This is a genomic window from Neisseria sp. P0006.S009, from assembly GCF_051962915.1.
Taxonomy (GTDB): domain Bacteria; phylum Pseudomonadota; class Gammaproteobacteria; order Burkholderiales; family Neisseriaceae; genus Neisseria; species Neisseria subflava_E.
In genome coordinates this window covers 768,518-793,587 of sequence record NZ_JBQCUV010000001.1, presented here as the reverse complement: position 1 = coordinate 793,587, position 25,070 = coordinate 768,518, and the positions used below count along the sequence as shown (strand labels likewise).

Annotated in this window: 26 protein-coding genes, 1 tRNA gene and 1 pseudogene; 17 read left to right on the top strand and 11 right to left on the bottom strand. The window is 47.0% G+C overall.

From position 1 onward, the window contains the following. Positions 1–136 precede the first annotated feature (136 nt). Both ilvE and ACTHTK_RS03750 read left to right on the top strand, forming a co-directional pair. Positions 137–1,135 (top strand): branched-chain-amino-acid transaminase, encoded by a 999-nt coding sequence (gene ilvE, locus ACTHTK_RS03755; RefSeq protein WP_440378373.1) that lies wholly within the window; start codon positions 137–139, stop codon positions 1,133–1,135. A 1,089-nt stretch (positions 1,136–2,224) separates the two neighbouring features. Beyond that, positions 2,225–4,465 carry a right-handed parallel beta-helix repeat-containing protein gene (locus ACTHTK_RS03750; protein ID WP_440378385.1) on the top strand — a complete coding sequence of 747 codons (2,241 nt, stop codon included), beginning with the start codon at positions 2,225–2,227 and terminating at the stop codon, positions 4,463–4,465. A 92-nt stretch (positions 4,466–4,557) separates the two neighbouring features. On the opposite strand, the gene metE is transcribed toward ACTHTK_RS03750, so the two are convergent. The 3 genes from metE to iscX form a co-directional block, all read right to left on the bottom strand. Then, positions 4,558–6,834, bottom strand: a complete 2,277-nt coding sequence (gene metE / locus ACTHTK_RS03745) for a 5-methyltetrahydropteroyltriglutamate--homocysteine S-methyltransferase (protein ID WP_440378372.1) — start codon at positions 6,832–6,834, stop codon at positions 4,558–4,560. Positions 6,835–6,923: 89 nt separating this feature from the next. Next, positions 6,924–7,805: a methylenetetrahydrofolate reductase gene (metF, locus tag ACTHTK_RS03740; RefSeq protein WP_049323818.1), complete on the bottom strand. Its 882-nt coding sequence runs from the start codon at positions 7,803–7,805 to the stop codon at positions 6,924–6,926. A gap of 171 nt (positions 7,806–7,976) precedes the next feature. Then, entirely contained in the window at positions 7,977–8,174 is a 198-nt protein-coding gene (gene iscX / locus ACTHTK_RS03735; RefSeq protein WP_003682097.1) for a Fe-S cluster assembly protein IscX, read from the bottom strand. A gap of 311 nt (positions 8,175–8,485) precedes the next feature. Between iscX and ACTHTK_RS03730 the strand changes: the two genes are divergently transcribed. Then, the gene (locus ACTHTK_RS03730) at positions 8,486–9,106 is read left to right on the top strand and encodes a hypothetical protein (protein WP_107723639.1); all 621 of its coding nucleotides are present in this window, start codon (positions 8,486–8,488) and stop codon (positions 9,104–9,106) included. Between the two features lie 75 nt (positions 9,107–9,181). On the opposite strand, the gene fdx is transcribed toward ACTHTK_RS03730, so the two are convergent. The 3 genes from fdx to hscA form a co-directional block, all read right to left on the bottom strand. Continuing rightward, positions 9,182–9,523 (bottom strand): ISC system 2Fe-2S type ferredoxin, encoded by a 342-nt coding sequence (gene fdx, locus ACTHTK_RS03725; protein WP_003686005.1) that lies wholly within the window; start codon positions 9,521–9,523, stop codon positions 9,182–9,184. A gap of 92 nt (positions 9,524–9,615) precedes the next feature. Continuing rightward, complete coding sequence (locus ACTHTK_RS03720; RefSeq protein WP_107723638.1) at positions 9,616–9,978, bottom strand: TIGR02328 family protein; 363 nt, start codon at positions 9,976–9,978, stop codon at positions 9,616–9,618. 79 nt (positions 9,979–10,057) lie between these two features. Next, a complete protein-coding gene (hscA, locus tag ACTHTK_RS03715; protein ID WP_107723637.1) occupies positions 10,058–11,917 on the bottom strand; it encodes a Fe-S protein assembly chaperone HscA in 1,860 nt (619 codons plus the stop codon). 245 nt (positions 11,918–12,162) lie between these two features. On the opposite strand from hscA, the gene rpsF reads away from it, so the two are divergent. From rpsF to mltB, 5 genes are all read left to right on the top strand, one after another. After that, positions 12,163–12,534: a 30S ribosomal protein S6 gene (rpsF, locus tag ACTHTK_RS03710; RefSeq protein WP_107723636.1), complete on the top strand. Its 372-nt coding sequence runs from the start codon at positions 12,163–12,165 to the stop codon at positions 12,532–12,534. Next, positions 12,531–12,833 (top strand): primosomal replication protein N, encoded by a 303-nt coding sequence (priB, locus tag ACTHTK_RS03705; RefSeq protein WP_191620669.1) that lies wholly within the window; start codon positions 12,531–12,533, stop codon positions 12,831–12,833. Before rpsF ends, priB begins: the two co-directional genes overlap by 4 nt. A 6-nt stretch (positions 12,834–12,839) precedes the next feature. Continuing rightward, positions 12,840–13,070 (top strand): 30S ribosomal protein S18, encoded by a 231-nt coding sequence (rpsR, locus tag ACTHTK_RS03700; RefSeq protein WP_003678863.1) that lies wholly within the window; start codon positions 12,840–12,842, stop codon positions 13,068–13,070. Positions 13,071–13,086: 16 nt separating this feature from the next. Continuing rightward, positions 13,087–13,539, top strand: a complete 453-nt coding sequence (gene rplI / locus ACTHTK_RS03695; RefSeq protein ID WP_003678862.1) for a 50S ribosomal protein L9 — start codon at positions 13,087–13,089, stop codon at positions 13,537–13,539. A gap of 208 nt (positions 13,540–13,747) precedes the next feature. After that, on the top strand, positions 13,748–14,827 hold the full coding sequence (gene mltB / locus ACTHTK_RS03690) for a lytic murein transglycosylase B (RefSeq protein WP_070825675.1): 1,080 nt from the start codon (positions 13,748–13,750) through the stop codon (positions 14,825–14,827). A gap of 58 nt (positions 14,828–14,885) precedes the next feature. Here the strand turns inward: mltB and ACTHTK_RS03685 are convergent, their stop codons facing one another. Continuing rightward, positions 14,886–15,599: an aldose epimerase family protein gene (locus ACTHTK_RS03685; RefSeq protein WP_107723635.1), complete on the bottom strand. Its 714-nt coding sequence runs from the start codon at positions 15,597–15,599 to the stop codon at positions 14,886–14,888. A gap of 198 nt (positions 15,600–15,797) precedes the next feature. Between ACTHTK_RS03685 and dnaX the strand changes: the two genes are divergently transcribed. Next, positions 15,798–17,801, top strand: a complete 2,004-nt coding sequence (gene dnaX / locus ACTHTK_RS03680) for a DNA polymerase III subunit gamma/tau (RefSeq protein ID WP_107723634.1) — start codon at positions 15,798–15,800, stop codon at positions 17,799–17,801. Positions 17,802–17,891: 90 nt separating this feature from the next. Next, positions 17,892–18,227: a YbaB/EbfC family nucleoid-associated protein gene (locus tag ACTHTK_RS03675; RefSeq protein ID WP_003678854.1), complete on the top strand. Its 336-nt coding sequence runs from the start codon at positions 17,892–17,894 to the stop codon at positions 18,225–18,227. Between the two features lie 253 nt (positions 18,228–18,480). On the opposite strand, the pseudogene ACTHTK_RS03670 reads toward ACTHTK_RS03675, so the two are convergent. Then, positions 18,481–18,543, bottom strand: a pseudogene (locus ACTHTK_RS03670) (transposase); the annotation flags it as partial. Positions 18,544–18,568: 25 nt separating this feature from the next. Here ACTHTK_RS03670 and ACTHTK_RS03665 point away from each other — a divergent pair. Further along, positions 18,569–19,135, top strand: coding sequence for a hypothetical protein (locus ACTHTK_RS03665; RefSeq protein WP_371459447.1), 567 nt, complete (start codon positions 18,569–18,571; stop codon positions 19,133–19,135). A 261-nt stretch (positions 19,136–19,396) separates the two neighbouring features. Here ACTHTK_RS03665 and ACTHTK_RS03660 read toward each other — a convergent pair. Beyond that, positions 19,397–19,472, bottom strand: a tRNA-Asn gene (locus ACTHTK_RS03660). A gap of 139 nt (positions 19,473–19,611) precedes the next feature. Further along, on the bottom strand, positions 19,612–20,103 hold the full coding sequence (locus ACTHTK_RS03655) for a NemA protein (RefSeq protein WP_440378371.1): 492 nt from the start codon (positions 20,101–20,103) through the stop codon (positions 19,612–19,614). 180 nt (positions 20,104–20,283) lie between these two features. Here ACTHTK_RS03655 and dapF point away from each other — a divergent pair, with 180 nt between their 5' ends. From dapF to ACTHTK_RS03635, 4 genes are all read left to right on the top strand, one after another. Further along, positions 20,284–21,135, top strand: coding sequence for a diaminopimelate epimerase (gene dapF / locus ACTHTK_RS03650; RefSeq protein WP_107723631.1), 852 nt, complete (start codon positions 20,284–20,286; stop codon positions 21,133–21,135). Then, the gene (locus tag ACTHTK_RS03645; protein WP_107723630.1) at positions 21,132–21,734 is read left to right on the top strand and encodes a hypothetical protein; all 603 of its coding nucleotides are present in this window, start codon (positions 21,132–21,134) and stop codon (positions 21,732–21,734) included. The genes dapF and ACTHTK_RS03645 overlap by 4 nt, the downstream gene beginning before the upstream one ends. 106 nt (positions 21,735–21,840) lie before the next feature. Beyond that, the gene (cysK, locus tag ACTHTK_RS03640; protein WP_107723629.1) at positions 21,841–22,773 is read left to right on the top strand and encodes a cysteine synthase A; all 933 of its coding nucleotides are present in this window, start codon (positions 21,841–21,843) and stop codon (positions 22,771–22,773) included. Between the two features lie 154 nt (positions 22,774–22,927). Then, positions 22,928–23,428 carry a membrane lipoprotein lipid attachment site-containing protein gene (locus tag ACTHTK_RS03635; RefSeq protein ID WP_371440888.1) on the top strand — a complete coding sequence of 167 codons (501 nt, stop codon included), beginning with the start codon at positions 22,928–22,930 and terminating at the stop codon, positions 23,426–23,428. An 83-nt stretch (positions 23,429–23,511) separates the two neighbouring features. Here ACTHTK_RS03635 and ACTHTK_RS03630 read toward each other — a convergent pair whose 3' ends face one another. Then, positions 23,512–23,895: a YkvA family protein gene (locus ACTHTK_RS03630; protein ID WP_049329785.1), complete on the bottom strand. Its 384-nt coding sequence runs from the start codon at positions 23,893–23,895 to the stop codon at positions 23,512–23,514. Between the two features lie 461 nt (positions 23,896–24,356). Between ACTHTK_RS03630 and sdhC the strand changes: the two genes are divergently transcribed. Next, positions 24,357–24,734 carry a succinate dehydrogenase, cytochrome b556 subunit gene (gene sdhC / locus ACTHTK_RS03625; protein ID WP_049336763.1) on the top strand — a complete coding sequence of 126 codons (378 nt, stop codon included), beginning with the start codon at positions 24,357–24,359 and terminating at the stop codon, positions 24,732–24,734. Further along, complete coding sequence (gene sdhD / locus ACTHTK_RS03620) at positions 24,728–25,069, top strand: succinate dehydrogenase, hydrophobic membrane anchor protein (RefSeq protein WP_003678837.1); 342 nt, start codon at positions 24,728–24,730, stop codon at positions 25,067–25,069. The genes sdhC and sdhD overlap by 7 nt, the downstream gene beginning before the upstream one ends. The last annotated feature ends 1 nt before the right edge of the window (position 25,070 follow it).

Below are 25,070 nucleotides of genomic sequence, written 5' to 3'. Positions count from 1 at the left end.
GGATAGGACGGCATGTTTCAGACGACAGGGGAATGGTGTCTTTATGCTGACGGGTACTTGTCAAACCCATATTGAAAGGCGTATTGTTCAGTCTTTAGTTATTATCTTACAAATCAGAATAAGAAAGGCAATCATCATGAGCAGACCAGTCCCAGCCGTATTCGGCAGCGTTTTTCACGCTGAAATGCCCGTTATCGCTTATCGTGAAGGTAAATGGCAACCGGTAGAATGGCAATCTTCCAAAGACCTGACACTCGCCCCCGGCGCACATGCTTTGCATTACGGCAGCGAATGTTTTGAAGGTTTGAAGGCATTCCGTCAGGCAAACGGCAAAATCGTGATGTTCCGCCCGACCGCTAACATCGCGCGTATGCAGCAAAGCGCAGATATTCTGCACCTGCCGCGTCCTGAAACGGAAGCTTATTTGAATGCTTTGATCGAATTGGTCAAACGTTCCGCCGAGGAAATCCCTGATGCGCCTGCCGCTTTGTACCTGCGTCCGACTTTGATCGGTACCGACCCTGTGATTGGTAAAGCCGGTTCTCCTTCCGAAACAGCCTTGCTGTACATTCTGGCTTCTCCTGTCGGCGATTATTTCAAAGCCGGTTCGCCCGTTAAAATCTTGGTGGAAACCGAACACATCCGTTGCGCCCCGCACATGGGCCGCGTGAAATGCGGCGGCAACTACGCTTCCGCCATGCCTTGGGTATTGAAAGCCAAAGCAGAGCACGGTGCAAACCAAGTATTGTTCTGCCCGAATGGCGACGTTCAGGAAACCGGCGCGTCCAACTTTATCCTGATTAACGGCGATGAAATCATTACCAAACCGTTGACCGACGAATTCTTGCACGGCGTTACCCGCGATTCCGTACTGACTGTTGCCAAAGATTTGGGCTACACCGTTACCGAGTGCAACTTTACTGTCGACGAGCTGAAAACTGCGATTGAGAATGGTGCGGAAGCGATTCTGACTGGTACGGCTGCGGTTATTTCTCCGGTAACTTCTTTCGTGATTGATGGTAAAGAAATCGAAGTGAAGAGCCAAGAGCGCGGTTACGCAATCCGTAAGGCGATTACCGACATTCAATACGGTTTGACAGAAGACAAACACGGCTGGTTGGTCGAAGTTTGTTAAATAGAACGCATTTAATAAAAAAGCCGTCTGAAATATTTTTTCAGACGGCCTTTTTTATTGGTTTTTAGATGGTGAAAGCAATAATAAAATACTAAATTTTGCAAATAAACGGTAGTATTTTAAGATAATCGGTATATAATGCGCAATTATGTTGTAAAAATACATATTGAAAATATCGAATTTTATCGATTTTTCGATGAAGTTAAAAACATTTATAGATATTTATTTTGTATATTTTGTAAATTTAGTTAAATTGGGAATGCTAAAGGCATGTTGTGTTAGAATTTCCCTCCTTTTTGGCTTCGCGGGGTTAACTCTGTCACGCCAAAAAGGAAAGTAATACAAGATAAAACCATTTTTATTTTGCTATAAAAATCAAAAATAACTTAACTTTGGATGAACTAATCAATTAAAAAGGGACTCTGATACATTTCCGTCAAAAATAACCGGATACATGGTACGCGGACAGATTGCCTATAAAAGTCATCCAAGGGTTCTGTCTAAGCACCATTACCGTTTCCAATCAGAAAACCGGCAGAAGGGGAAACGCTGCCGAGTTTCTCAAAGTGGCCAGCTTCAGTTTGGCCTTTATACAGGCAATTGCTGTTACGACAGAACCCGTCTTACCTCTTTATTCAATCGAACTTTTTTGTTGCACGCTTGTGCGGTGGGAAAGGACGATATTTGATACAAGGAAATACGCTGATTATGTCACATAAACTTGCTCCTCTTGGCCGTACCCATATTCGTCACGGCTCCTCAACTCCTGAAACCACTTCCGAATCATCTTCTCCGCTAAAAGAATGGATACACACTCAAAATTGGGGGGATAGTCCGTCGGTTTTTCCAGAACCCAAGCAATTAAGCGGTAAAAATACTGTAACGAGGGAGGCGGTTCATGTGGCTGAGGCAGCAAGATTGGACAGCATTTCATCATCTTCAGACGGCCTTGTGACAAAAATGCATGTCGCACGGGCCAGCGTTGCTTCTGCAAGCGGTGTTTCCAGTAAAAACACTATTGCGCCTAAAGTAACAAATAAACCTGCCGCTGCCGATAAAGTAACGGCAGCCAAACCAGTCAATAAATCGATGGAAAAAGTCCTGGCTGAAAGGCAAAAAATTTACGAAGAGGCTAAAGCAAAAAAAATAGCCGAAGCCGCAGCAGCCAAAGCGCAGGCGGTTGAGCGCGCAAAAGAAGCGCATAAAGCGGCAGTTGAAAAAGCGATTGCAGAGCGTAAAGCCAAACAAGAAGCCGCCCGTAAAGAGAAAGAGGCGGAAGACAGAATTGCCGAAGGAAAAGAAACAGTTGAAATTGCGCATAAAAAGAATTTGAACGATTCAGACGGCCATAACAAAATTACGAGCGTTTCTGCCGGCAAAAAAAACTCCATGAGTCACGATAGCCACCTCAGCTCAGGCAAAGAAAACAAAATTGACGATCATGCCGAAAGTAGGGTCGGTGTATCTGGAAAATACCGCGTGTATCAATCTAAAGATTACGGTAATTATGTTCGTGTGAATGATTTTGGTGCCGATGCACAGGGTAAAAAAGACAGCCTTCAGGCATTTAAAGCGGCTTTAGAAGTGGCTCATAAAGAAAAAGCCATGGTCTTCTTGGATGGGACTTACTATATTTCCAACCAGATTGTGATGGATAAAACTGTTTCCGGCGCGCGCGGTTTGTTTGGCTCGGGCATGGGCAAAACCAAAGTAACGTTTGATAAGGCGCAGACAGGCGTATTCAATCCGGACACCAACCATGACGATATCCGCGAATTTGCCGGTATTTTGGTCGATGGACAAAACAATAAAACCATTGCCGACTTGTCGGTTCAATATACCAACCTTGATTTTTACCGTAAAGGCTTAAGCTATTTTGGCAAGGTAAACGGCATTTTGGTGAACGATGCGGACAATACTTTAATCAGCAAAGTAGAGGTTTCCGGAGCCAATCGTGCTGGTGTGATGTTTACGTCGACCGCTTCTTTGGAAACGGAAAACGGTCAAAAGCTGACCTTTAAAGCGCGCGTACAAAGCGGCGAAATTGATGAAAAATATGAAGCGCTGCCTTTGGGTGAAAACAACCGTATTGTTGATTCGTATCTGCACCACAACCGCGTTGCCGGTGCGCTGATCGGTTTCCAACAAAACTTTATCGGCGAGGGCAACCGTTTGGATTGGAACGGCCACGAAGCGGACGGCGGTACCGGCTACGGTATGGCTGTGGCTGCGGGTAGCTACAATTACGGCATCACATACCGTAAAAACACAACCGACCACAACTACCGCAAGGGTTTGGATGTGCATGATGGTACAGGCATTGTCATTGAAGACAATGTGTTAACGGGTGACCGGCTGTATGGCATCGTTGCCTACAACCGCCAGTTTTCTATGGATAAAGTCAAAATTACCGGCAATACCATTATCCAAGACCCGAGCTTCCGTTTGAATGTTGATGATGACTTAGGCAAGTACTACCACATGTATTCAGGGATTCAGGTGCAAACCAATACCCAATACAAAGATTTGCACTCGGCTGATAAAGGTTATTTCGATATTAGCGATAATGTCATTAAAAATCTGACGGTTTATCAAAACAATATTCAGACCTACGCGATTGAGTTCCGTAACCATGAAAGCAAAATGGATTACACGCTCAATATGGCAAACAACAAGATCAGCGGTGAATCCACCAAATATCTGATTGCCGTCATCAACGATACCTACGACCGCGTTTTATCTAAAAACGGCATTGGCAGCGGTACCATTACCATCAGCGGCAACGATGCCGATATTGGCAAGATTATGAAAGGCGCGGTACCGGTTTATGTGGAAGAACACCATGGCAATGTCGCGATGCATGGTGCGGTGACGATTCACGACAACAAAATTTCCGTACGTGAAAAATCGGACGGCTATGTCGAATTTGCTTATTTGAAAAGCAATGCCAAAGAGTACAACATCACCAATAACACATTGAAACTTGGTGGTACTCTGAATGATGCTTTGGTAGACGTACACAGTACCAACCCTAAGGGCAAGGCATCTTTAAATGTAGCCAACAATAAAATCATGACGGACATCAAAGGCGAACTGTATGATTCATGGCTGCGCTTTGAAAACGACATCAAAACGTATTCTGAAGGCAATAGCCATAACGGCGAAGCACTGAAAAAGGTGAATACGACCGGCAGTAAAGTTGCATTGAGCGATATTTTGTCAGAAGCCAACCATATTGTCGAAACGACTAAAGAGACTGTGTATCACCATACTAAGAACGTGTATACATCAGGAGTGGAAGAACATCATACAACGACAGGAATTTTGTAAGTTGTTGAAGCCTTAATCTTTATGGTTTAAATATCGATAAATAAAAAAAGGCCGTCTGAAAATTTTCAGACGGCCTTTTCATCTAACTCACATTATTTAGCCAGTTCGGCACGCAGTTTGTGGGTTACGTTCATCATCACTTGGAGTTGTTCCAAAGTTTCTTTCCAGCCACGTGTTTTCAGGCCGCAGTCTGGGTTAACCCACAGACGTTCAACCGGTACAACCTCGATGGCTTTGCGCAACAGATGCTCAACTTCAGCTTCAGTCGGTACGCGTGGGCTGTGGATGTCGTAAACACCTGGGCCAATGTCGTTCGGGTATTTGAACTCGCCGAACGCAGTCAAGAGCTCCATGTCGGAACGTGAAGTTTCGATGGTGATGACGTCAGCATCCATAGCGGCGATGGCTGGCAGGATGTCGTTGAACTCAGAGTAACACATATGAGTGTGGATTTGGGTGCTGTCTTCGCAACCGGTAGAGGACAGGCGGAAAGATTCGCCGGCCCAGTTCAGGTAGGCATCCCAATCGGCACGTTTCAAAGGCAGACCTTCGCGGATGGCAGGTTCGTCAATTTGGATGACTTTGATGCCGGCTTTTTCCAGATCCAATACTTCGTCGTTCAGAGCCAGTGCGATTTGTTTGCACACGGTAGAGCGCGGAATATCGTTGCGGACGAAAGACCATTGCAGAATGGTTACAGGGCCGGTCAACATACCTTTCATCGGGCGTTTGGTCAGGCTTTGTGCGTAAGTAGACCAAGCAACAGTCATGGCTTCAGGACGGCTTACGTCACCGAAGATGATAGGTGGTTTCACGCAGCGTGAGCCGTAGCTTTGTACCCAGCCGTATTGGGTGAATGCAAAACCGCTCAACAGTTCGCCGAAGTATTCAACCATGTCGTTACGCTCGGCTTCGCCGTGTACCAGTACGTCCAAGTCCAGTTTTTCTTGCTCTTCAACCACCAAGGCGATTTCTTTTTTCATCGCGGCTTCGTAATCGGCGGCAGACAGTTCGCCTTTTTTGAAGGCTGCGCGTGCGTGGCGGATTTCAGTAGTTTGAGGGAAAGAACCGATGTTGGTAGTCGGCAGCAGAGGCAGGTTCAACCATGCTTGTTGCGCTTTGATACGGTCGGCAAATGGAGATTTGCGTTGGTCTGCGTTGGCAGGCAAATCGGCCAGGCGTTTGGCAACGTCTGCACGGTGGATTTCACTGCTGTTGGCACGGGAGTCGGCAGCTGCTTGGCTGGCGGCCAGTTCTTCGGCAACAGAATCACGACCTTCGTTCAATGCAGCTTTCAGAACGCGCAATTCTTGGGTTTTTTGCAGGGTAAATGCCAACCAAGAGTACAGGTCAGGTTGATTGGCTTTCAGTTTTTCTTCAACTGACAAGTCAAATGGAGTGTGCAGCAGAGAGCAAGAGCTGGAGATCCACAAACGGTCGCCCAGTTTGGCTTGCAGAGGCTCGACAGTTTCCAAAACTTTGTTCAGATTGGCGCGCCAAATGTTGCGGCCGTCGATAACGCCGGCAGACAGAACTTTGTCGTAGTCGGCAAATGCGTCCAGTTGCTCAGGAGCGCGTACCAAGTCGATGTGCAGGCCGTCAACAGGCAGGGATTTCAGCAATGCGGCGTGTTCGGCAACAGAACCGAAGTAAGTGCTCAACAGGATTTTGGCGCTTACTTTGCTCAAAGTGGCGTAAACGTCTTTGTATGCTTCTACCCATTCTTTAGGCAGGTCAACAGTCAAAGCAGGCTCGTCGATTTGAATCCACTCGGCACCGGCTTCAACCAAAGCAGTCAGGATTTCAACGTAAACAGGCAACAGTTTAGGCAACAGGCTCAGACGGTCGAATTCAACGGTGCCTTTTTCTTTACCGACCCACAGGAAAGTCAACGGACCCACAACGGTCGGTTTGGCTTTCAGTCCCAAAGCTTGGGCTTCTTGCAGCTGTTGAACGTAGTGTTTGGCGTTGGCTTTGAATTCGGTATCGGCGTGGAATTCAGGCACCAAGTAGTGGTAGTTGGTGTCGAACCATTTGGTCATTTCGATAGCGAATTGGTCTTTATTACCGCGGGCTAGTTGGAAGAATTGTTCCAAAGACAGGTTTTGGCTGTCGAATCCGAAACGAGCAGGGATGGCACCGGTGGCAACTTGCAGGTCGAGGATGTGGTCGTAGAAAGTGAAATCGCCTACAGCAACGTAATCAGCGTTGGCAGCAGCTTGGTGTTTCCAGTTTTTCTCGCGCAAGTCTTTAGCAACAGCCAGCAATTCTTGCTCGCTGATTTCTTTGCGCCAGTATTTTTCTTGTGCGAATTTCAATTCGCGGAAGGCACCGACGCGCGGGAAGCCTGAAAAATGTAATGTTGTCATGTTAACTCTCCTAGTTGGAATTTTTAATCAGGCCGGTATGGCCTGAATGTTCGATATTGTAAATCAGAATGGGGAGGCCGTCTGTTTTATTAACGGGGGCGTACACCCAAAATATGGCAGATGGCGTAAGTCAGTTCGCTGCGGTTGAGGGTGTAGAAGTGGAAGTCTTTTACCCCTTCGCGAGAGAGGACTTTGACCATGTCGATGGCGATGCTGGCGGCAACAAGGTTGCGCGTGCCTTGGTCGTCATCCAAACCTTCGTACATTTTAGACAGCCAGCTTGGGATTTTGACATTAGTCACTTGGGCCATTTTGGTCAATTGTTTGAAATTGGTTACGGGCAGGATGCCGGGAACAATTTCAACGTCAATGCCCATCATCACGCAACGGTCGCGGAAGCGCAGATAGCTTTCCACGTCGAAGAAGAATTGGGTAATAACGTGGTTTGCACCCGCATCAATTTTGCGTTTCAGATTGATTAAGTCGGCTTGTGCGGATTTGGCTTCCGGGTGCACCTCTGGATAGGCCGCTACGGAAATATCAAAGTCGGCAACGGAGCGCAACAGTTTGACCAAATCTTCGGCATAGAAAGGTTTTTTCTCGTAGCCGGGCGGCTCGTCGCCACGCAGGGCGACAATGCGGCGGATACCGCTGTCCCAATAATCTTTGGCGATTTGGCGCAACTCGTCAGGGCTGGCGTCGATACCGGTCAGGTGGGGGGCTGCGTCAAGGCCGGTTTCTTGTTTGATGCGTTTAACGATACTGTGTGTGCGGTCGCGTTCGCCGGAGTTTGCACCGTAGGTTACGGAAACGAATTTCGGATGCAAGGTTTGCAGGCGATGGATGGAATCCCACAGCATGGTTTCCATTTGTTCGTTTTTCGGCGGGAAAAATTCGAACGAAACATTGATGTCGCCTTTTAAATCTGAAAGGCTGTTGTTTAAAGCGGCGATTTCTCGAGCGTGATTCATGGTTATGCACCTTCTGCATATCTTTTATTTGTTGTCAGACTGCATAATAAATTTGAGGTTGGTATGAGTCAATTTCGAAATTTTCCGAAATTGTATGAATAGATTTAATAAAGACCTCAGGTCGTCTGAAAAACTGCCTGAGGTCTTGTTTGATAGGGAAGGGAGGAAAGATTATTCTGCTTCATCTATCCATGCTTGTTGCACGGCTTCGAGAATACGCTCGCCGCAACGCGCCGGATCATCGTCAAATTCAGGCAGAGCCATAATCAAATCACGCAGTTGGGTGAAACGTACGGTTTTCGGGTCGATGCTGTCGCCGTGTAAGTCGTAGAGTTCTTCGGCGATGCGTTGGGTATCTGTCCATTTCATGATGTGTTCCTTTATTGGGTTTGGGCTATTAGTAATTATTTTAATCAAGAAGAAGTCGGACTGCCAGATTGTTTTACGGAAGATGGGCAGATAAATAATGATGTTATTTTTTAACAAAATAGCATATTTGCGTTAAAATACGGCAAGACACTTAAAACTTACGGCATATTCTCTTTGAATCTGCCGTTTTACACTTTCTATTCCGCTTTGAATGATTTGGTTTTCATACAAAATTTACACTTTGTTATGCAACCAAATTTTTTGGAATGGCTCTTAAGAAAATCCATCGCTTAAAAATAAAAGGAAAAAAGATGAATAACGCACTCAACGCCAAGCTGTCCAAACTGATTTACGCGCTCGCTTCCGATGATCCGGAGTATCTGTCCAAAGCAGGCGCATTTGACCGTTTGCTGCTGTTGGTTCGCGAACTTTATCGGATGCTGGACGAAACAGAAGGTTTGAAGCAGCTGGTGTTCCGTCTGTATTACGGCAAGCACTATGGCTTGATTAAACTGGATGCTGCTTCACCCAATGACGATGCAGGTGCATTGAGGTTGAAACGTTGGATGGTTTATTCGCGCATCGCCGAGCGTATCGAAAAATGCGGAAAGCATTTGTCGGTCGTGCTTGAAGATGCAGTGTTGGAAAATGGCGCGGACAAATCTCATTATATAGATGAAGCCAATGCCATTATCGAGCGTTTCGGTTTGGTAAGAGATGAGGCTGCACTTTCGGCCATTGAGGCGGAGGAAGTGTTGAAGGCAGAGGCTGAGCTGCCGACCGTAAACAAATCTCAGAATGCTGCTCCCCGTTATAATGGCAATATGCATCGAATCAGAATGCAAGAAAAAATTGAAAATTACTCCGCTACGCAGAAAGTGACCTCTATGCAGATTTCACGTATGCGTTTTATTTTCCCTCATATCAAATAGTTTGCTGCATAACCAAAAGGCCGTCTGAAAACCATGAATTTATGGTTTCAGACGGCCTTTTCATTAAACCTTGTTTTAATGGTCTTCACGCGCGTGGTTGATCGTATATTTAGGAATTTCTACGACCAAATCTTCATCGGCAACGACTGCCTGACAGCTCAAGCGTGAATCGGCTTCCAAGCCCCATGCTTGGTCGAGCAGGTCTTCTTCCAATTCGGTTGGTTCTTCCAGGCTGTCAAAACCTTTGCGGATAATCACGTGGCAGGTTGTGCAGGCACAGGATTTTTCACAGGCGTGATCGACTTCGATATCGTGGTCGAGCAGCACGTCAAGGACGGTTTGACCTTCCGGTGCGTCTTCGATAACCGCGCCTTCGGGGCATAATGTCGCGTGTGGGAGTACGGTAATTTTTGGCATTTTTATTGTCTCGGTTGTTTAAGAGTGGTTGTGGTTAAAGTGGTTTCAGACGGCCTTGGATATTCAATATTCAGGCTGTCTGGAAAATGGGTTTATAACATGATGCCTTTACTTCTTAAATTTTCCAAACACTCGTCCAGATAAGCATCATCATGTTCGGCATAAATCGGCGAAGTAGCTGTTTCAGCTGCGTGCGAATGGTATGGGGCAACGGCTTTACCGCGATATAGCGGGTCTTTCCATAAAGCATCGGGTTTGTAACCGCGCTTTTTCATCTCTTCCATAATCAACGCGTGATATAGATAGAGTTTGTAGGGCGAATGGGTAAAAACGTAATTAACCGTCGCATGCGGCCTGCCCCAGCCCGCTCCGCGTAAAGCGGCGCATTCGCGGTGTTGCCCCAAAAGCTGGGCACGGGGGAGTAGGGGGATAAGGGTTTGGTGCCAGAGTCGCATAAAAGAAATCGTTTCAGTTTTTGGATATTTAGATAAACGACCTTTGTATCTTCCGAGGCCGTCTGAAACTGTTTAGGCATCAAATATTATCAACGCTTTGCCCTGTTAACGCGCGTTGGATGTTACGGTTCATGCGCTTGGCGGCGAAGTTGTCGGTACTGTGGCTGAGTTTGGCAACGGCGGCACGGATGTCTTCGGCTTTGCCGTCTTTCAGACGGCCTTGCAAGTTGGCGATGTCTTGTTGAATTTGTTGCAATTCTTCGGCTTCCAACAAATCGCTATCCAACTCAAGGGCGGCGTTGACGGCATCGGTCAGGCTTTCTGCTTCGACCACGGCTTCGGCGCGTGCGCGTGCGGCCATGTCTTCGGCAGCGTTGCTCATGCTGTCTTTGAGCATTTGGGTGATGGTGCTGTCGTCCAAACCGTAGGAAGGTTTGACTTCGATTTGCGCCTGTACGCCGGTGCTTTGTTCTTGTGCGGAAACGGACAGCAATCCGTCGGCATCAACTTGGAAGGTCACGCGGATACGCGCTGCACCTGCGGTCATGGGCGGAATGCCGCGCAGAGTAAATTTGGCAAGGCTGCGGCAGTCGGAAACGAGTTCGCGCTCGCCTTGTACGACGTGTATCGTCATGGCGGTTTGACCGTCTTTGAAAGTGGTGAAGTCCTGCGCGCGTGCGGTAGGAATGGTGGAGTTGCGCGGGATGATTTTTTCGGCAAGACCGCCGTAGGTTTCCAAACCAAGCGACAAAGGTGTAACGTCCAGCAGCAGCCATTCGCCGTCGGTTTTGTTACCGGCAAGGACATTTGCCTGTATGGCGGCGCCGAGCGCGACGACTTCGTCAGGGTTGAGGTTATTCAGTGGGGTTTGACCAAAGAATGTGGCAACTGCTTGTTGAACGTGCAACATGCGGGTAGAGCCACCAACCATAATCACGCCCTTGACATCTGCCTTGGTCACGCCGGCATCTTTCAAAGCCTGTTTGACGGGTTCGATGGTTTTTTGTACCAGATTTTGGGTCAGGTTGTGAAACTCTTGGCGGGTAATGACGGTATGAACTTTATGGCCGTCTGAAAGTGTGGTTTCAATGACGGCTTCGGTTTGAGTGGTCAGTTTTTCTTTGGCGCTACGGACAAGGGAAAGCAGAAGCTGGCTGTCTTGTTCGTTGAGTTTGGAAAGGTTGTTTTGTTCGAGCAGGTGGCAGAACAAACGATGGTCGAAGTCGTCGCCGCCCAATGCGCTGTTGCCGCCGGTAGCTTTAACCTCAAACAGACCTTTGGTCAGTTGCAATACGGATACGTCGAATGTGCCACCGCCTAAGTCGTAAACGACAAACGTGCCTTCTGAGGCGTTGTCCAGTCCGTAGGCGATTGCGGCGGCAGTCGGCTCGTTGAGGAGGCGCAAGACATTCAAGCCTGCCAAGCGCGCGGCATCTTTGGTAGCTTGACGTTGGGCATCGTCAAAATAAGCGGGTACAGTAATGACGGCACCGACCAAATCGCCGCCCAATGTTTCTTCAGCACGAGATTTGAGGGCTTTGAGGATTTCTGCAGATACTTCGATAGGCGTTTTTGCACCTTGACGGGTGTTTAACTCGACCACGCGCTCATTGGGTGTAAATCGATAGGGCAGGTATTGCGCCTCTTGTGCGAGGTCGGTAAGGGTACGGCCGATCAGGCGTTTGGCGGAGCTGACTGTATTTAGCGGATCGGTTTTTTGGGCAGAAAGGGCGTTTTTGCCGACTTCAACTCCGCCATCCAAATAACGGACAACTGAAGGTAGGGTGGTGCGGCCGTCTGAATCGGGCAGGCAGACTGCGCTGCCGCTGCGTACGGTGGCTACCAAGCTGTTGGTTGTGCCTAAATCAATGCCTACGGCGAGGCGGTGTTGATGGGGGGCGGCGGACATGCCGGGTTCGGAAATCTGCAAAAGAGCCATGATTGTGTGCCTTCTGATGCTGTATTTATTAGGATGGGGCAGATTTTAGCAGATTTTTGGCAGATAGTTGAGTAGTTTGCTAGGAAATAACCATAAGGCCTAATGTTGTTTTTTGATTGAAAAGAAAGTGGATTTTGAATCCGGACTTGTATTTTTTAAGAAATGCGGATAAAATTCAGCCTCTTTGCCTTGCCTTTTACTTCGCATGGTGAAAGGCTGTTTTTAATCATCCATAAGGAGATAACATGCGTCATTACGAGATCGTGTTTATCGTTCATCCTGATCAAAGCGAGCAAGTGCCTGCTATGGTTGAGCGTTACAAAACCATGATTACTGAAGCCAACGGTAAAATCCACCGTTTGGAAGACTGGGGCCGTCGTCAATTGGCTTACCCAATCAACAAAATCCACAAAGCACACTATGTTTTGATGAATATCGAAACTACTCCTGAAGTGGTTGAAGAGCTGGAAACTGCTTTCCGCTTCAATGATGCCGTACTGCGTCACCTGACCATCAAAACAAAACACGCTGTAACTGAAGCTTCCCCAATGCTGGGAGGCGAAAAAGCAAAAAACTTGCTGAACGGTGCAGCTGAAGAAGTTGCAGCAGTCGAATAAGATTGAACAATCTGATTAAGCTTACCGCCCGTATTTTACAGGTTCAGCCTTTGAGATATACGCCGGCAGGAATTCCTGTTTTAGATGTTGTGTTGCAACATGAATCTTGGCAGGAAGAAAACGGACAGAAATGTCTGGTCAAATTTGAAATTCCTGCGCGGATTTTAGGTAAGCAGGCTGAGGAATGGCAGTATCGGCAAGATGCCATCATCGAGTCGGAAGGTTTTTTGGCGCAACGCAGCCAACGCTTCCCCAAGCCGGTACTACGCATACAGAACATTAAAGAATATAAAGGTTAAACGACAATGGCTCGTCAATCATTCAAACGTAGAAAATTCTGCCGCTTTACGGCTGAAAAAATCCAAGAAGTTGATTACAAACAAGTTGATTTGTTGAAAGACTTCATCTCTGAAAACGGCAAAATCATCCCTGCCCGCATTACTGGTACTAAAGCACACTACCAACGTCAGTTGGCTACTGCTGTGAAACGTGCCCGTTTCCTGGCTCTGTTGCCTTACACCGATCAACACAAATAATTTTGGAGTTTAAATCATGCAAATTATTCTGTTAGAAAAAATCGGCGGTCTGGGTAACTTGGGTGACATCGTTACCGTTAAAAACGGTTACGCACGCAACTTCCTGATCCCTGCTGGTAAAGCAAAACGTGCAACCGAAGCCAACATGAAAGAATTCGAAGCACGTCGTGCTGAATTGGAAGCCAAACAAGCTGAAATCTTGGCTGATGCTAAAGCACGTCAAGAAAAACTGGAAGGCCAAACCATTACTGTTGCTCAAAAAGCCGGTGTTGATGGTCGTCTGTTCGGTTCTGTTACCAATGCTGATATCGCTGAAGCGATTGTTGCTGCCGGTATCCAAGCTGCTAAAGCAAACGTACGTCTGCCTAACGGTCCTTTGAAAGCTGTTGGCGAATACGAAGTTGAAGTGGCTCTGCACACTGACGCTGTTGCTAAAATTACCGTTGCTGTTGTTGCAGCCGCTGAGTAATTGATTCATTCAAGGCCGTCTGAAAATCAAGGGTTTCCTTGGATTTCAGACGGCCTTGTTTATGTGTTTGAGCCGAAGCAAATCGGTGCCGAGTTGTTTATATTTTTGGCTGATTAAAAAGTATGGCGGTTGGCATAGAGAGATGATGTATTGTCCGAATATTCATTCGTGTTCGGGTTTGTCGTATTATTTAGTAAAGAGATTATTTATGAATAAAATTAAAATTTTTGGGATAGGTCTGACTGCTTTGGCTTTAGCTTCATGCGGCACTCCGCAAAAGCCTGCTGTTGATACGGCAAAACCTGTCGAGCCTGTTTCCTCTGCAAAACGACCTGTATTTGATGCTGCGGCTGAATCTGTTGCCAGTAGCGGTTTTAATGAAAACGTCAATGTTCAGCAGTTTATCCAATATGAAGTGAAAAACCGTCGTTTCAGTGCGGAAGAATTGCGTAATTTCTTTAATGGCGTGGTGTATAAAGGCAATATTATTACCATTATGTACCGCCCAAGCACTTCGCGTCCGTGGTATGAATTCCGCACCGGTAACTCCGGTGCAGCCAAATTTAACGGCGGCAGACAATTCTATGCGGCAAACCGTGCCGTAATCGATGATGTGGCGCGCAAATACGGCGTACCTGCCGAATTGATTGTGGCGATTCTCGGTATTGAAACCAATTACGGCAAAAATACGGGCAGCTTCCGCGTTGCCGATGCCTTGAGTACATTGGCCTTTGATTATCCCCGCCGTGCCGAATTTTTCCAAAACGAATTGAGCGAACTTTTGCTGATGGCAAAAGAAGAAAAAGAAAATATCTTTGACTTTAAAGGCAGCTATGCCGGCGCGATGGGCATGCCGCAATTTATGCCTTCAAGCTACCGTAAATGGGCGGTGGACTATGATGGTGACGGGCATCGTGATATTTGGAATAATGTTGGCGATGTGGCGGCTTCTGTCGCCAATTATATGAAACAGCATGGCTGGCAGACCGGCGGTAAGATGGTTGTGCCGGTAAGTCTGACGATTACTCCGCACTTGCAGGCGATTATCGATGAGAAAACTGCTTTGACACGTACTGTTGCGGATTTCAAAGCTTTGGGTGTCGTGCCTCAAGCTGCTGTTGCGGATAATGAAAAGGCTGTATTGTATGCTTTGGAAACCAGCCCGGGCGTATTTGAATACTATTTGGGCCTGAATAACTTCTACACAGTATGGCAATACAACCACAGCCGCATGTATGTAACAGCGGTACGCGATATTGCGAATGCAATCAATAACAATGGCCTGTAAGCCATAAGAAAACCACCCTTTGGGGTGGTTTTTAAATATCGAGGATTTGTAAAGGGGGTTAAGCTATCAGTCTGATTTTCATGGCGTAACGTTTTTTGCTGTGTCCTGAAACAAACTGTCCTCCTCGGGCAGGGGATAAAAACGCATTGCCTTCTGCGGTTGGCTCTGCACAAGTATATTGACCGTTTCGATCGCTCCAAAGGGCATACACAGGCAGATTGTGGGTACGGATATCCAGTTTCAAGCCGTCAAATGCAACGTGTGCATCCTGGTCGGAGGAAACAAATTCGGTATGGGAGATATAGTCGGCATCGTATGGGGCGCCGTTGAAATCAAATTGTGTGCCGGCGGCGGTAAAGTAGGGGTGGAATCCTGGGGACGTGCGGACGGGTGATTCGCCGTAATTGCAGACAGTTAGGATGGCGATGGCTTCATTTTCGTTAGGCAGACTGTAATCAAGCAACCATTCGACGTGTTCATAGCCTTTTTCTGTGCTGATTAATTTTAAGCCGATATCCGATTCATTTTGATGGCGGATTTCCCAGTCTGAAGTTCTGCCGAAACCATGTTGGGCCAGATGATTTTTGCTGTCCGGTCCGAATTGGGGTAAGCAAACGTGCATGCCACCGCGTAATTTTGTGTCATTGGCGACTTGGACGCTGGTTTTCGGAAATAAGACTTCCCGTCCTTTCAGAATCAGAGAATCAATATATCCGCCCATTGTATTAACTTTCATAGTGGCTGATTGGTTGCGTAGTATGATTTCAGACATAATGATTTAAGCTTTAAATTGTTTATCATTTATGTAGCATTCTAACATTGAGATGACATGCTGTCGCTGTGGGCTTGATAGAAAATCCTTAATAAAAATCAAAAAAATGCTAGAATATATGCCATTTTCTGAGGCCGTCTGAAAAGCGGATAATTCTTTTCAGACGGCCTTCCGATTTATTTCCCGTAGAGAAACAACATGGCTTATCAAGTTCTTGCACGAAAATGGCGTCCGAAAACCTTTGCCGATTTGGTCGGTCAGGAACACGTCGTCAAAGCTCTGCGCAACGCGCTCGACGAAGGCCGTCTGCACCATGCCTATCTGCTGACAGGGACGCGCGGTGTGGGCAAGACCACGATTGCCAGGATTTTGGCCAAGAGCTTGAACTGTGAAAATGCCGTGCATGGTGAGCCGTGCGGTCAGTGTGAAAGCTGTACGCAAATCGACAGCGGCCGTTATGTGGATTTATTGGAAATTGACGCGGCATCTAATACCGGTATCGACAATATCCGCGAAGTATTGGAAAACGCGCAATACGCGCCGACTGCGGGTAAATACAAAGTCTATATCATCGACGAAGTGCATATGCTTTCCAAAAGCGCGTTCAATGCCATGCTGAAGACTTTGGAAGAGCCGCCTGAGCACGTTAAATTTATTTTGGCGACCACCGATCCGCACAAAGTCCCCATTACCGTATTGAGCCGCTGTCTGCAGTTTGTGTTGCGCAACATGACAACCCAGCAGGTTGCCGAGCATTTGGCATATGTCTTGGATCGTGAAAACGTTCCTTATCAGCCGCAGGCTTTGCAACTTTTGGGACGTGCCGCCGCCGGTTCGATGCGCGATGCGTTGAGCCTTTTGGATCAGGCGATTGCCATGGGTTCGGGTAAAGTTGCCGAACAAGATGTCTGCCAGATGATCGGAGCAGTCGATAAACAATACTTGTTTGAATTGCTTGAAGGAATCATCAATCAAAACGGTGAGGCCTTGCTGGAAAAAGCTCAGGAAATGTCCGCCAGAGCGATTGGTTTTGACAGCGCATTGGCAGAATTGGCCATGCTGTTGCAACGTTTGGCTTTGATTCAAACCATTCCTTCCGCCTTGGCGAATGACGACCCTGAACGTGAAACTTTGCTGCGATTAAGTCAGGCTTTGAGTGGCGAGCAGATTCAGCTTTATTATCAATGTGCTATTCATGGTAAACAGGATTTGCCGCTGGCTCCGGACGAGTATGCCGGTTTTGTCATGACGCTTTTGCGCATGCTTGCATTTGCGCCGTTGGCCGCTTCGGGTTGCGATACGCAAAGTCAGATTGAACACACGGATTTGCATTCCGACCATCAGAAAGCTGAGGCCGAAAAAAAGCCTTTTCAGCTGCCGAAATCTGAGCCGATAGCAGCACCGGCGGTTGAGAAAGGGGCTGTTCCGAGCAAACAGGATATCGTTGAAAGGCCGTCTGAAGAAACCGTTCAGCCTATTCAGCAACAAGAGGCGGATGTACCGCCTTGGGAAGACATGCCGAGCCTAGTGTCGGCTGAGCCGCCTCAAACTCAAACGGTACAGATACAAGAAGCAGCGGAGCCATTGCCTGTTGCAAAAGTTCAGACGGCCCCTGAACCGGAAGCATATCCGCATATGGATGAGGAAATTCCGCCCCCGTTTTTTGATGAAGCATATACATATGAAGATTCACACCGTTCTGATGTGATGGAAGTACCTCAGCCGGTTGCGTCTGCTGAGCCTGAAGAAGAGGAAGGAGATGAAGAAGAGCTTCAATTCGCTCCTTTGCCTGAGTTTAAAACAGAGAATTGGCACAGCATTATCGAACGCTTCGCCCGTAAATTAGGCGCGGCGCAGATGTTGGCGCAAAATGCGGCATGGACGAGTTATGATGCGGAAGCAGGTTTAATCATGCTGTCGTTGACGGATGAAGCCAAAGCCACTGCCAATAAAGAGCGCTTGGACAAAATCTGCCAGACGTTGAGCGAGGCCTACCATCTTGGCAATTTAAGGCTGCAAACCGAGCCTTGGCAGGATGATAAAGGCTGGGAAACGCCGGTGATGCGCCGCAACCGTATTCAAGAAGAAGGGCGGCAGCAGGCGCAAGATTTGCTGGAAGCGGATACAACGGCGCAGACAATCTTGCAAACCTTTGAAGCGCAATGGCTGCCGGATTCTTTAGAGTTGGCAGGGCATTCTTAAAATACTGACATACAAGGCCGTCTGACAGGCAATAGCGTTTTTCAGACGGCATGAGTGAAACCCATTTATTCAAACCCATAGGAGTAAAACATGTTCGGAAAAGCCGGATTAGGCGGCCTGATGAAGCAGGCTCAACAAATGCAGGAAAACATGAAAAAGGCACAGGCCAAGCTGGCTGAAACCGAAGTTGAAGGTGAAGCAGGCAATGGTTTAGTGAAAGTTGTGATGACGTGTTCGCACGTTGTTCGCAAACTTGAAATCAGCCCTGATTTAATTCAAGAAGCCGCTGACGACAAAGAAATGCTGGAAGATTTGGTATTGGCCGCCATCAATGCCGCTTCTGAAAAAGCCGAGGAAACAACCAACAAAACCATGGGTGCATTTACCCAAGGCCTGCCGGCAGGCATGGGCGATTTCTTCCGCTAACCCCCGCTGCAAAGCAAACAAAGGCCGTCTGAAACGCCAAAAATCAGTTTCAGACGGCCTTCGTACTATCTGTTTTGCAGATTAAAATCAACATATCTACGGTCATTCCGCCGAAGGTATATTGAGTGTTTATTGCATTCAAACCCACTCAATCAATATTATAGTGGATTAACTTTAAACCAGTACGGCGTTGCCTCGCCTTAGCTCAAAGAGAACGATTCTCTAAGGTGCTGAAGCACCAAGTGAATCGGTTCCGTACTATCTGTACTGTCTGCGGCTTCGTCGCCTTGTCCTGATTTAAATTTAATCCACTATAAAAACCAACCGACACACCAAACAAAATGAAACCGTCCCTTCCCATCCGCTCACTTCTTCTAAGCTGTATGCTCGCCGCAGCAAGCGCAAACAGCTTTGCCGCCGAAACCATCCTTACTTCTCCGGACAAGCAGTTCAGCATTAAAAAAGTCTGCAACCACAAAACCCAAGAATGCTCTTTCTTTGCAGGCAAAAAAGCCATCGAAAAAAATCTTCCCGAAGACAGGACAAGCCATAAATGGCTTGGCAATACCTTTGCATTAAGAACCAGCTTCGGGTCGTATGATTCCTACACCACCTTCGCCGACCGTACCCACAAGCCCCATACGCTTTCCTCCGTCATCGCCACCGACAGCAAAACACAATGCGCCGTGACCGCAGATAATAAAGGCGTGTCTTTCTACTCGCTGTTCCATGAAAAACCGGTCAAATTCATTGCTGCAAACGACAAAAAATTCGGCTTCCCCCAAGATGTTGCCACGCTGGAATCCGCCGTCGAGGCAGAGTTCAAAGGCAAGAAAGTCCACATGACGTATATAAACAAAGCCGAACGCAATGTCTCGGTCGTTTTAGATAATCCGTGTGTGAAATGATGTGCCAAATTTGATGGACAAGGCCGTCTGAAAAGATGCCGTTCATTCAAAAAACGAAACAGCCCGAAACCTGACTGAAAAAAGGTTTCGGGCTGTTTGCACTTGTTCGCCAGACGAAGCGGGTAGGGCGTAAGGTTGCCAGTTTGGCGGATAGAGACCTTGGCAAAGGTCTCATGAGGATTCATGGGCTTTCTTTGGGAAAGAACAATCGTTCCTTATTGATGTAAAAAAGCCTGAACAGCAGTTCAGGCTTTTGAAATTTGGCTCCCCGACCTGGGCTCGAACCAGGGACCTGCGGATTAACAGTCCGTCGCTCTACCGACTGAGCTATCGGGGAATGGGGCGTATTATAATGGCTGGAAAAAATGTGTCAATCAGTATTTTCAAGAAAATGGTGCAAAATATTTCAAATGTTTGAATGTTAAAAATATTTTGTAATCAAGTTTCACATGCTTCCCAGCCGTTTCAGACGGCCTTTAGTATTTGGCGGTAACCAATTTGCCGTTTTGGAATACTTGCTGCTGCATCACTGTACCGTTGTAGGCGTAAGTGGTCAGCGAGCCGTTGCTTGGCGTGGCGCGGAACTGCATCAGTTGGTTGCGGCTGAGGACGTAGGGGTCCGTGCGTTTTTGGCTGTTGTCGCTGTAAAAGTCTTGGACAACGTATTCGTTGTTGCGTTTGCTGATCAGTTGGCGATGGAAGCCGCCTTTGACTGCGCTGTTGCTGGGTGTGCCGTGTGCATCGAAATAGGTCACGATTTGTTCTTCTGAGATACGGATGCCGTCTGAATCCGTGCCTTTGGTGGTTTTGGTTTTATCCAAGCCGACAGGGATGTTGATGGATGTACCCAAGCCGACATGGCGGCCGATGCTGGTGCCGACGCCTAAACCGACGGAAACACCTGGCGTGCCGACTGTACATGCGCTGAGTGAAGCGGCCAAAAGGACAGGTAAGAGAACTTTTTTCATAATGTGTATCCTTGTAATAAGAAATGTTTGTAATGTGAGAAGTATAGTATTTTTGCGGGGTGGCTGGTGTTAGTATTGGTAAAAGGGCGCAATGCCGTCTGAAGAACAAGATAGAAACGAATATATCATTCTGGTGTAGAATGTGCCGAAATAATGATTTAATAAGAATGTGAATGAATAATGAAAACTTTGAAATTTACGAAGATGCACGGCTTGGGCAATGATTTTATGGTGGTCAATGCCATCGAGCAGGACTTTGATCCGTTGGCTGCGCCGCTTACCCAATGGGCAGACCGCTATCGCGGCGTGGGTTTTGATCAGTTTTTGGTAGTGGAGAAGCCTTCTTCTGATGCGGTCGATTTTCGGTACCGCATTTTCAATGCCGATGGTCAGGAAGTAGAGCAGTGTGGCAATGGAGCGCGTTGTTTTGCGCGTTTTGTCGCGGATAAGGGTTTGACGGATAAAACGGAAATTTTAGTCGAAACGGCCAAAGGGATTATTGTGCCGAAGCTGTTGGATAACGGTTTGGTTACCGTCAACATGGGTAAACCGCGTTTCATGCCGTCTGAAATTCCGTTTGTGCCTGCGCATGGTGAAACGGAAGATGCGTTGACACATATTGTCTTAGTCGGTTTGGAGTCTGTACCGGTAAGCTGCGTGAATATGGGTAATCCGCATGCGGTGATTTTGGTTGATAATGTTGAAACCGCACCGGTGGAGCATTGGGGCGGCGCTATTGAATCGCACGGGCAGTTTCCTGAACGGGTCAATGTCGGCTTTTTGCAGGTTGAAGATGAATTGTCAGTCCGCCTGCGCGTGTTTGAACGCGGGGTGGGGGAAACTCAGGCTTGCGGCACTGGAGCGTGTGCGGCAGTGGTGGCAGGCGTGCGCAATGGCTTGCTGAAAGCGGGTGCGCCTGTGCGTGTTACTCTGCCTGGCGGCGAATTGTTTATCAGTTGGGAAGAAGGTGGCGATGTGCAAATGACCGGCCCTGCTGAAACCGTTTTTGAAGGCGAGTTGCAGTATTCATGATGGTTTCTTTGGATTTTTGGTTTGCCGTCGCGTATGCTGCGGTATCGTTGGCATTTATTTTTCGCGCACAGCGGTTTCAATGGCTTTGGGCTACGGTGTTGTTGTGGCTGGGGGTTTCGGCATTGGGTGCACGCTTGTTGCCCGGAATGTGGGGCTTTACGCATACAGGCCCTTTGTTCATCCCTCATTTTTATCTGACAATCGCCAGTATTTTCTTCTTTATCGATGACTGTAGTAAAACGGAAGACAAAAAGTTTTGGTCGGCAGGCGAATATGCCGGTTTAACCTTATTTGCGGTTTCCAATGTCGTCATGACTTTGGCTTTTGTTTTCTTGGCAGGCGTGGTTTATTTCATCTTGCCGCTGGCTGGCGCGGTTTTTGCATGGGCGGCCTTACTGAAAATTTATGCTTTGAAACCCATTTATTGGTTTGCATTGCAGGGCGTCCTGATGCTGGTGTTTTATCTGCACCGTGTGGTTGTTTGCAAGCAGTCTGCCTCTCTTTTCAGTATGCGGCAGATGTGGGCAGGTTGGATGGTTGCCGTCGTGATGCAGGCTGTAGTTGCCGTTACATTGATTTTTGAGCGCAGTGGATATTGACCGCGCTTGAACCAAAAGTTATAAAGAAAGAAATTTTCGATATTGGTTTTTCAGACGGCCTGAGTTTAATATGCAGGCTGTATTACATCTAAATCAGGAGCAGGAAATGAAAATTGCAAATAATATTACCGAGCTGATCGGCAACACACCTCTGGTGAAACTGAACCGCCTGACCGAAGGTTTAAAAGCGCAAATCGCCGTTAAACTTGAATTTTTCAATCCGGGCAGCAGCGTGAAAGACCGTATTGCCGAATCTATGATTGAAGCGGCCGAGCAAGCCGGTAAAATCAATAAAGATACCGTTATCGTCGAGGCAACCAGTGGCAATACCGGTATCGGTTTGGCCATGGTGTGTGCGGCCCGCGGTTATAAATTGGCGATTACTATGCCTGAAAGCATGAGTAAAGAACGCAAAATGCTGCTGCGTGCATTCGGTGCAGAGCTAATTTTGACACCTGCTGCCGAAGGTATGGCGGGCGCTATTGCTAAAGCCCAGTCTTTGGTGGACGAACATCCAGATACTTACTTTATGCCGCGCCAATTTGATAACGAGGCTAATCCTGAAGTTCACCGCAAAACCACTGCCGAAGAAATTTGGCGCGATACAGACGGTAAAGTAGATATTTTCGTGGCCGGTGTAGGTACAGGCGGTACGATTACCGGTGTGGGCGAAGTATTGAAAAAATACAAACCCGAAGTTCAAATCGTGGCTGTCGAGCCTGAAGCTTCCCCAGTATTGAGCGGTGGCGAGAAAGGTCCGCATCCGATTCAAGGTTTGGGTGCAGGCTTTATCCCCAGCGTTTTGAATACGACTGTTTACGACAGCATTTCCAAAGTACCTAACGAGGCAGCGTTTGAAACTGCGCGCGCTATGGCTGAAAAAGAAGGCATTTTGGTAGGTATTTCTTCAGGTGCCGCAGTATGGAGCGCATTGCAACTGGCTAAAAAACCTGAAAACGAAGGTAAGTTGATCGTTGTCTTGTTGCCATCATATGGCGAACGCTATCTTTCTACGCCTCTGTTTGCCGATTTGGCATAATATAGGATTGTTGTTAAAAGGCCGTTTTCAGACGGCCTTTTTTGCGTATGGGCTTGAGATATCGTATGAAATCTGTTGTAATTCAGTTAATGAGCTTTGAATACCATTATTCAAAAGTTGGTTTCTTCAACGAATCATGCTTATAATGCGCATTATGAAAAAATACATTCTTCCTATCTTTGCTGTGGCGGCACTTGCCGGTTGTGAATCGATTTATGTTCCAACATTGAAAGAAGTGCCAGTTCGACCAACCAACGTTAAGAAACCTAAGGCTGATTCACAAGTTTCAGCTACCGGTTATCATTTAGCTCCTTCGCATTGGGCAGATGTTTCCAAGATTCATGATGAAGCACGTCGCTTGAGTACCCAAGTGAGCCAAGGTAGTCTGACCAAAGTTCAGGCTGCACAATATTTGAACCGCTTCCGTATCCAACAAGTGGGACGCAACTCTGTCGATGACAGTATGTACGAAGTTTATCTGCGTTCTGCCGTTGACAGCCAACGTGGTGAAATTACTACCGAGCAATCCAAACAGTACATCCAAGGTGCTTTGCGCGGTTGGCAACAGCGTTGGAAAAACATGGATACCAAACCAAGCAATCCTGCGTTTACCAACTTCCTGATGGAAGTTATGGGTATGCAGCCTTTGAAATAAAAAGTCATAAACTGAGAAGGCCGTCTGAATATTCAGACGGCCTTCTTTTTGTATTTATATATGTGTAGTCGGACTTTATCCAATTAAGAACCAAACAGCTTGTCAGCCGCTTGACGGGCTTTTTCTTGAATATCTTCGGTCAGATAGTTTTTCATCTGAGAATAAACCAGCGCAATGACGGCAATGTCATCGCTGAAGCCAAATGGAATCAGAAGGTCGGGAATGCTGTCAATAGGACTGAGGAAGTAAACCAGTGCGCCGACAATAATCATTTTTGCACGTTTGGGTGTATGTTCGGATTCCCAGAGATAATAAAGCGCATAAAGCTGGCGGACGACAGGTTTACCCAAGCGACCGGCAAAGCGTCCGAGTTTTTTCATGAAGCCGGATGTGTCTAAGTTTCGACGGCGGAAGGAGGGGATGTAGTCTTCCGGATCGGGTGTGTTTTGATGAGGGGAGTGTGTCATGATGCAGCTTCCTTATAAGGTATGGAAACATGGTTGGTGTTACGTCGTATTTTAGTCTATTTGGGGCGGATGAAATGTCTTTGAATGTATAACTATGTAAGAGTAGTGATGATAATGCAATGGTAATAAGTTAAGAATGGCTTATGCCTTTGTAAAGATTAGGTATCAAGAGTGAGAATTTATCTCACAATAGATACAATTCTCAAACAATAATGATGTTATCGTAAGTGCTTTGATGGGGAGATGGCTTAATTGCAGGAAAGTAACAAAAAAGGCTAGCCACACAAAAAAAAATCTAAGAATGATTGTTTGATTTTATTAGTCTTTTGGTAAAAATCATTAGAGCATTCATAAATTGCACTGTTCAAAATGAGATAAAACAGGTAAATTATGGTTTATGTAGCTTATTGTAGTGCTGAGCTATAGGTTTTGAGCTGATAATAAATCTAGAGGAACTGACCATGTCCGCCAAATCACGCCCGGTATTTTTGGAAATTCCGAATATCCGATTGCCCATACCGGGGATTGTATCTATTCTTCACCGTATCAGCGGCGTCGGCTTGTTTGTGATGCTGCCTGTTCTCTTGTATTTCTTCTCCGGAACGCTGGATCGCGAAGCGTCGTTTGAAGCATATCGTACTGCTATTTCCAATCCGTTTGTGAAGCTGATCCTTATCGGTCTGTTGTGGGCATATCTGCACCACTTTTTCGCCGGTATCCGCTTTCTGTTTTTGGATGTACACAAAGGCTTGGAATTAAATACTGCCCGTACTACTGCTAAAGTTGTATTTGCTTCTGCTTTGATTCTGACCGTCGTTTTGGGAGCTTTGTTATGGTAGAACGTAAATTGACAGGTGCGCATTACGGTTTGCGCGATTGGGCAATGCAACGTGCAACTGCGGTCATCATGTTGGTGTACACCGTGGTTCTTTTGGTTGTTTTGTTTACGTTGCCTAAAGAGTATTCGGCATGGCAGGCATTTTTTGATCAAACTTGGGTGAAAGTATTTACCCAAGTGAGCTTCTTGGCCGTATTCCTGCATGCATGGGTAGGTATCCGCGATTTGTGGATGGACTACATTAAGCCTTTCGGCCTGCGTTTGTTTTTACAAGTTGCCACCATCGTTTGGTTGGTAGGCTGCTTGGTGTATTCAGTTAAAGTAATTTGGGGGTAAA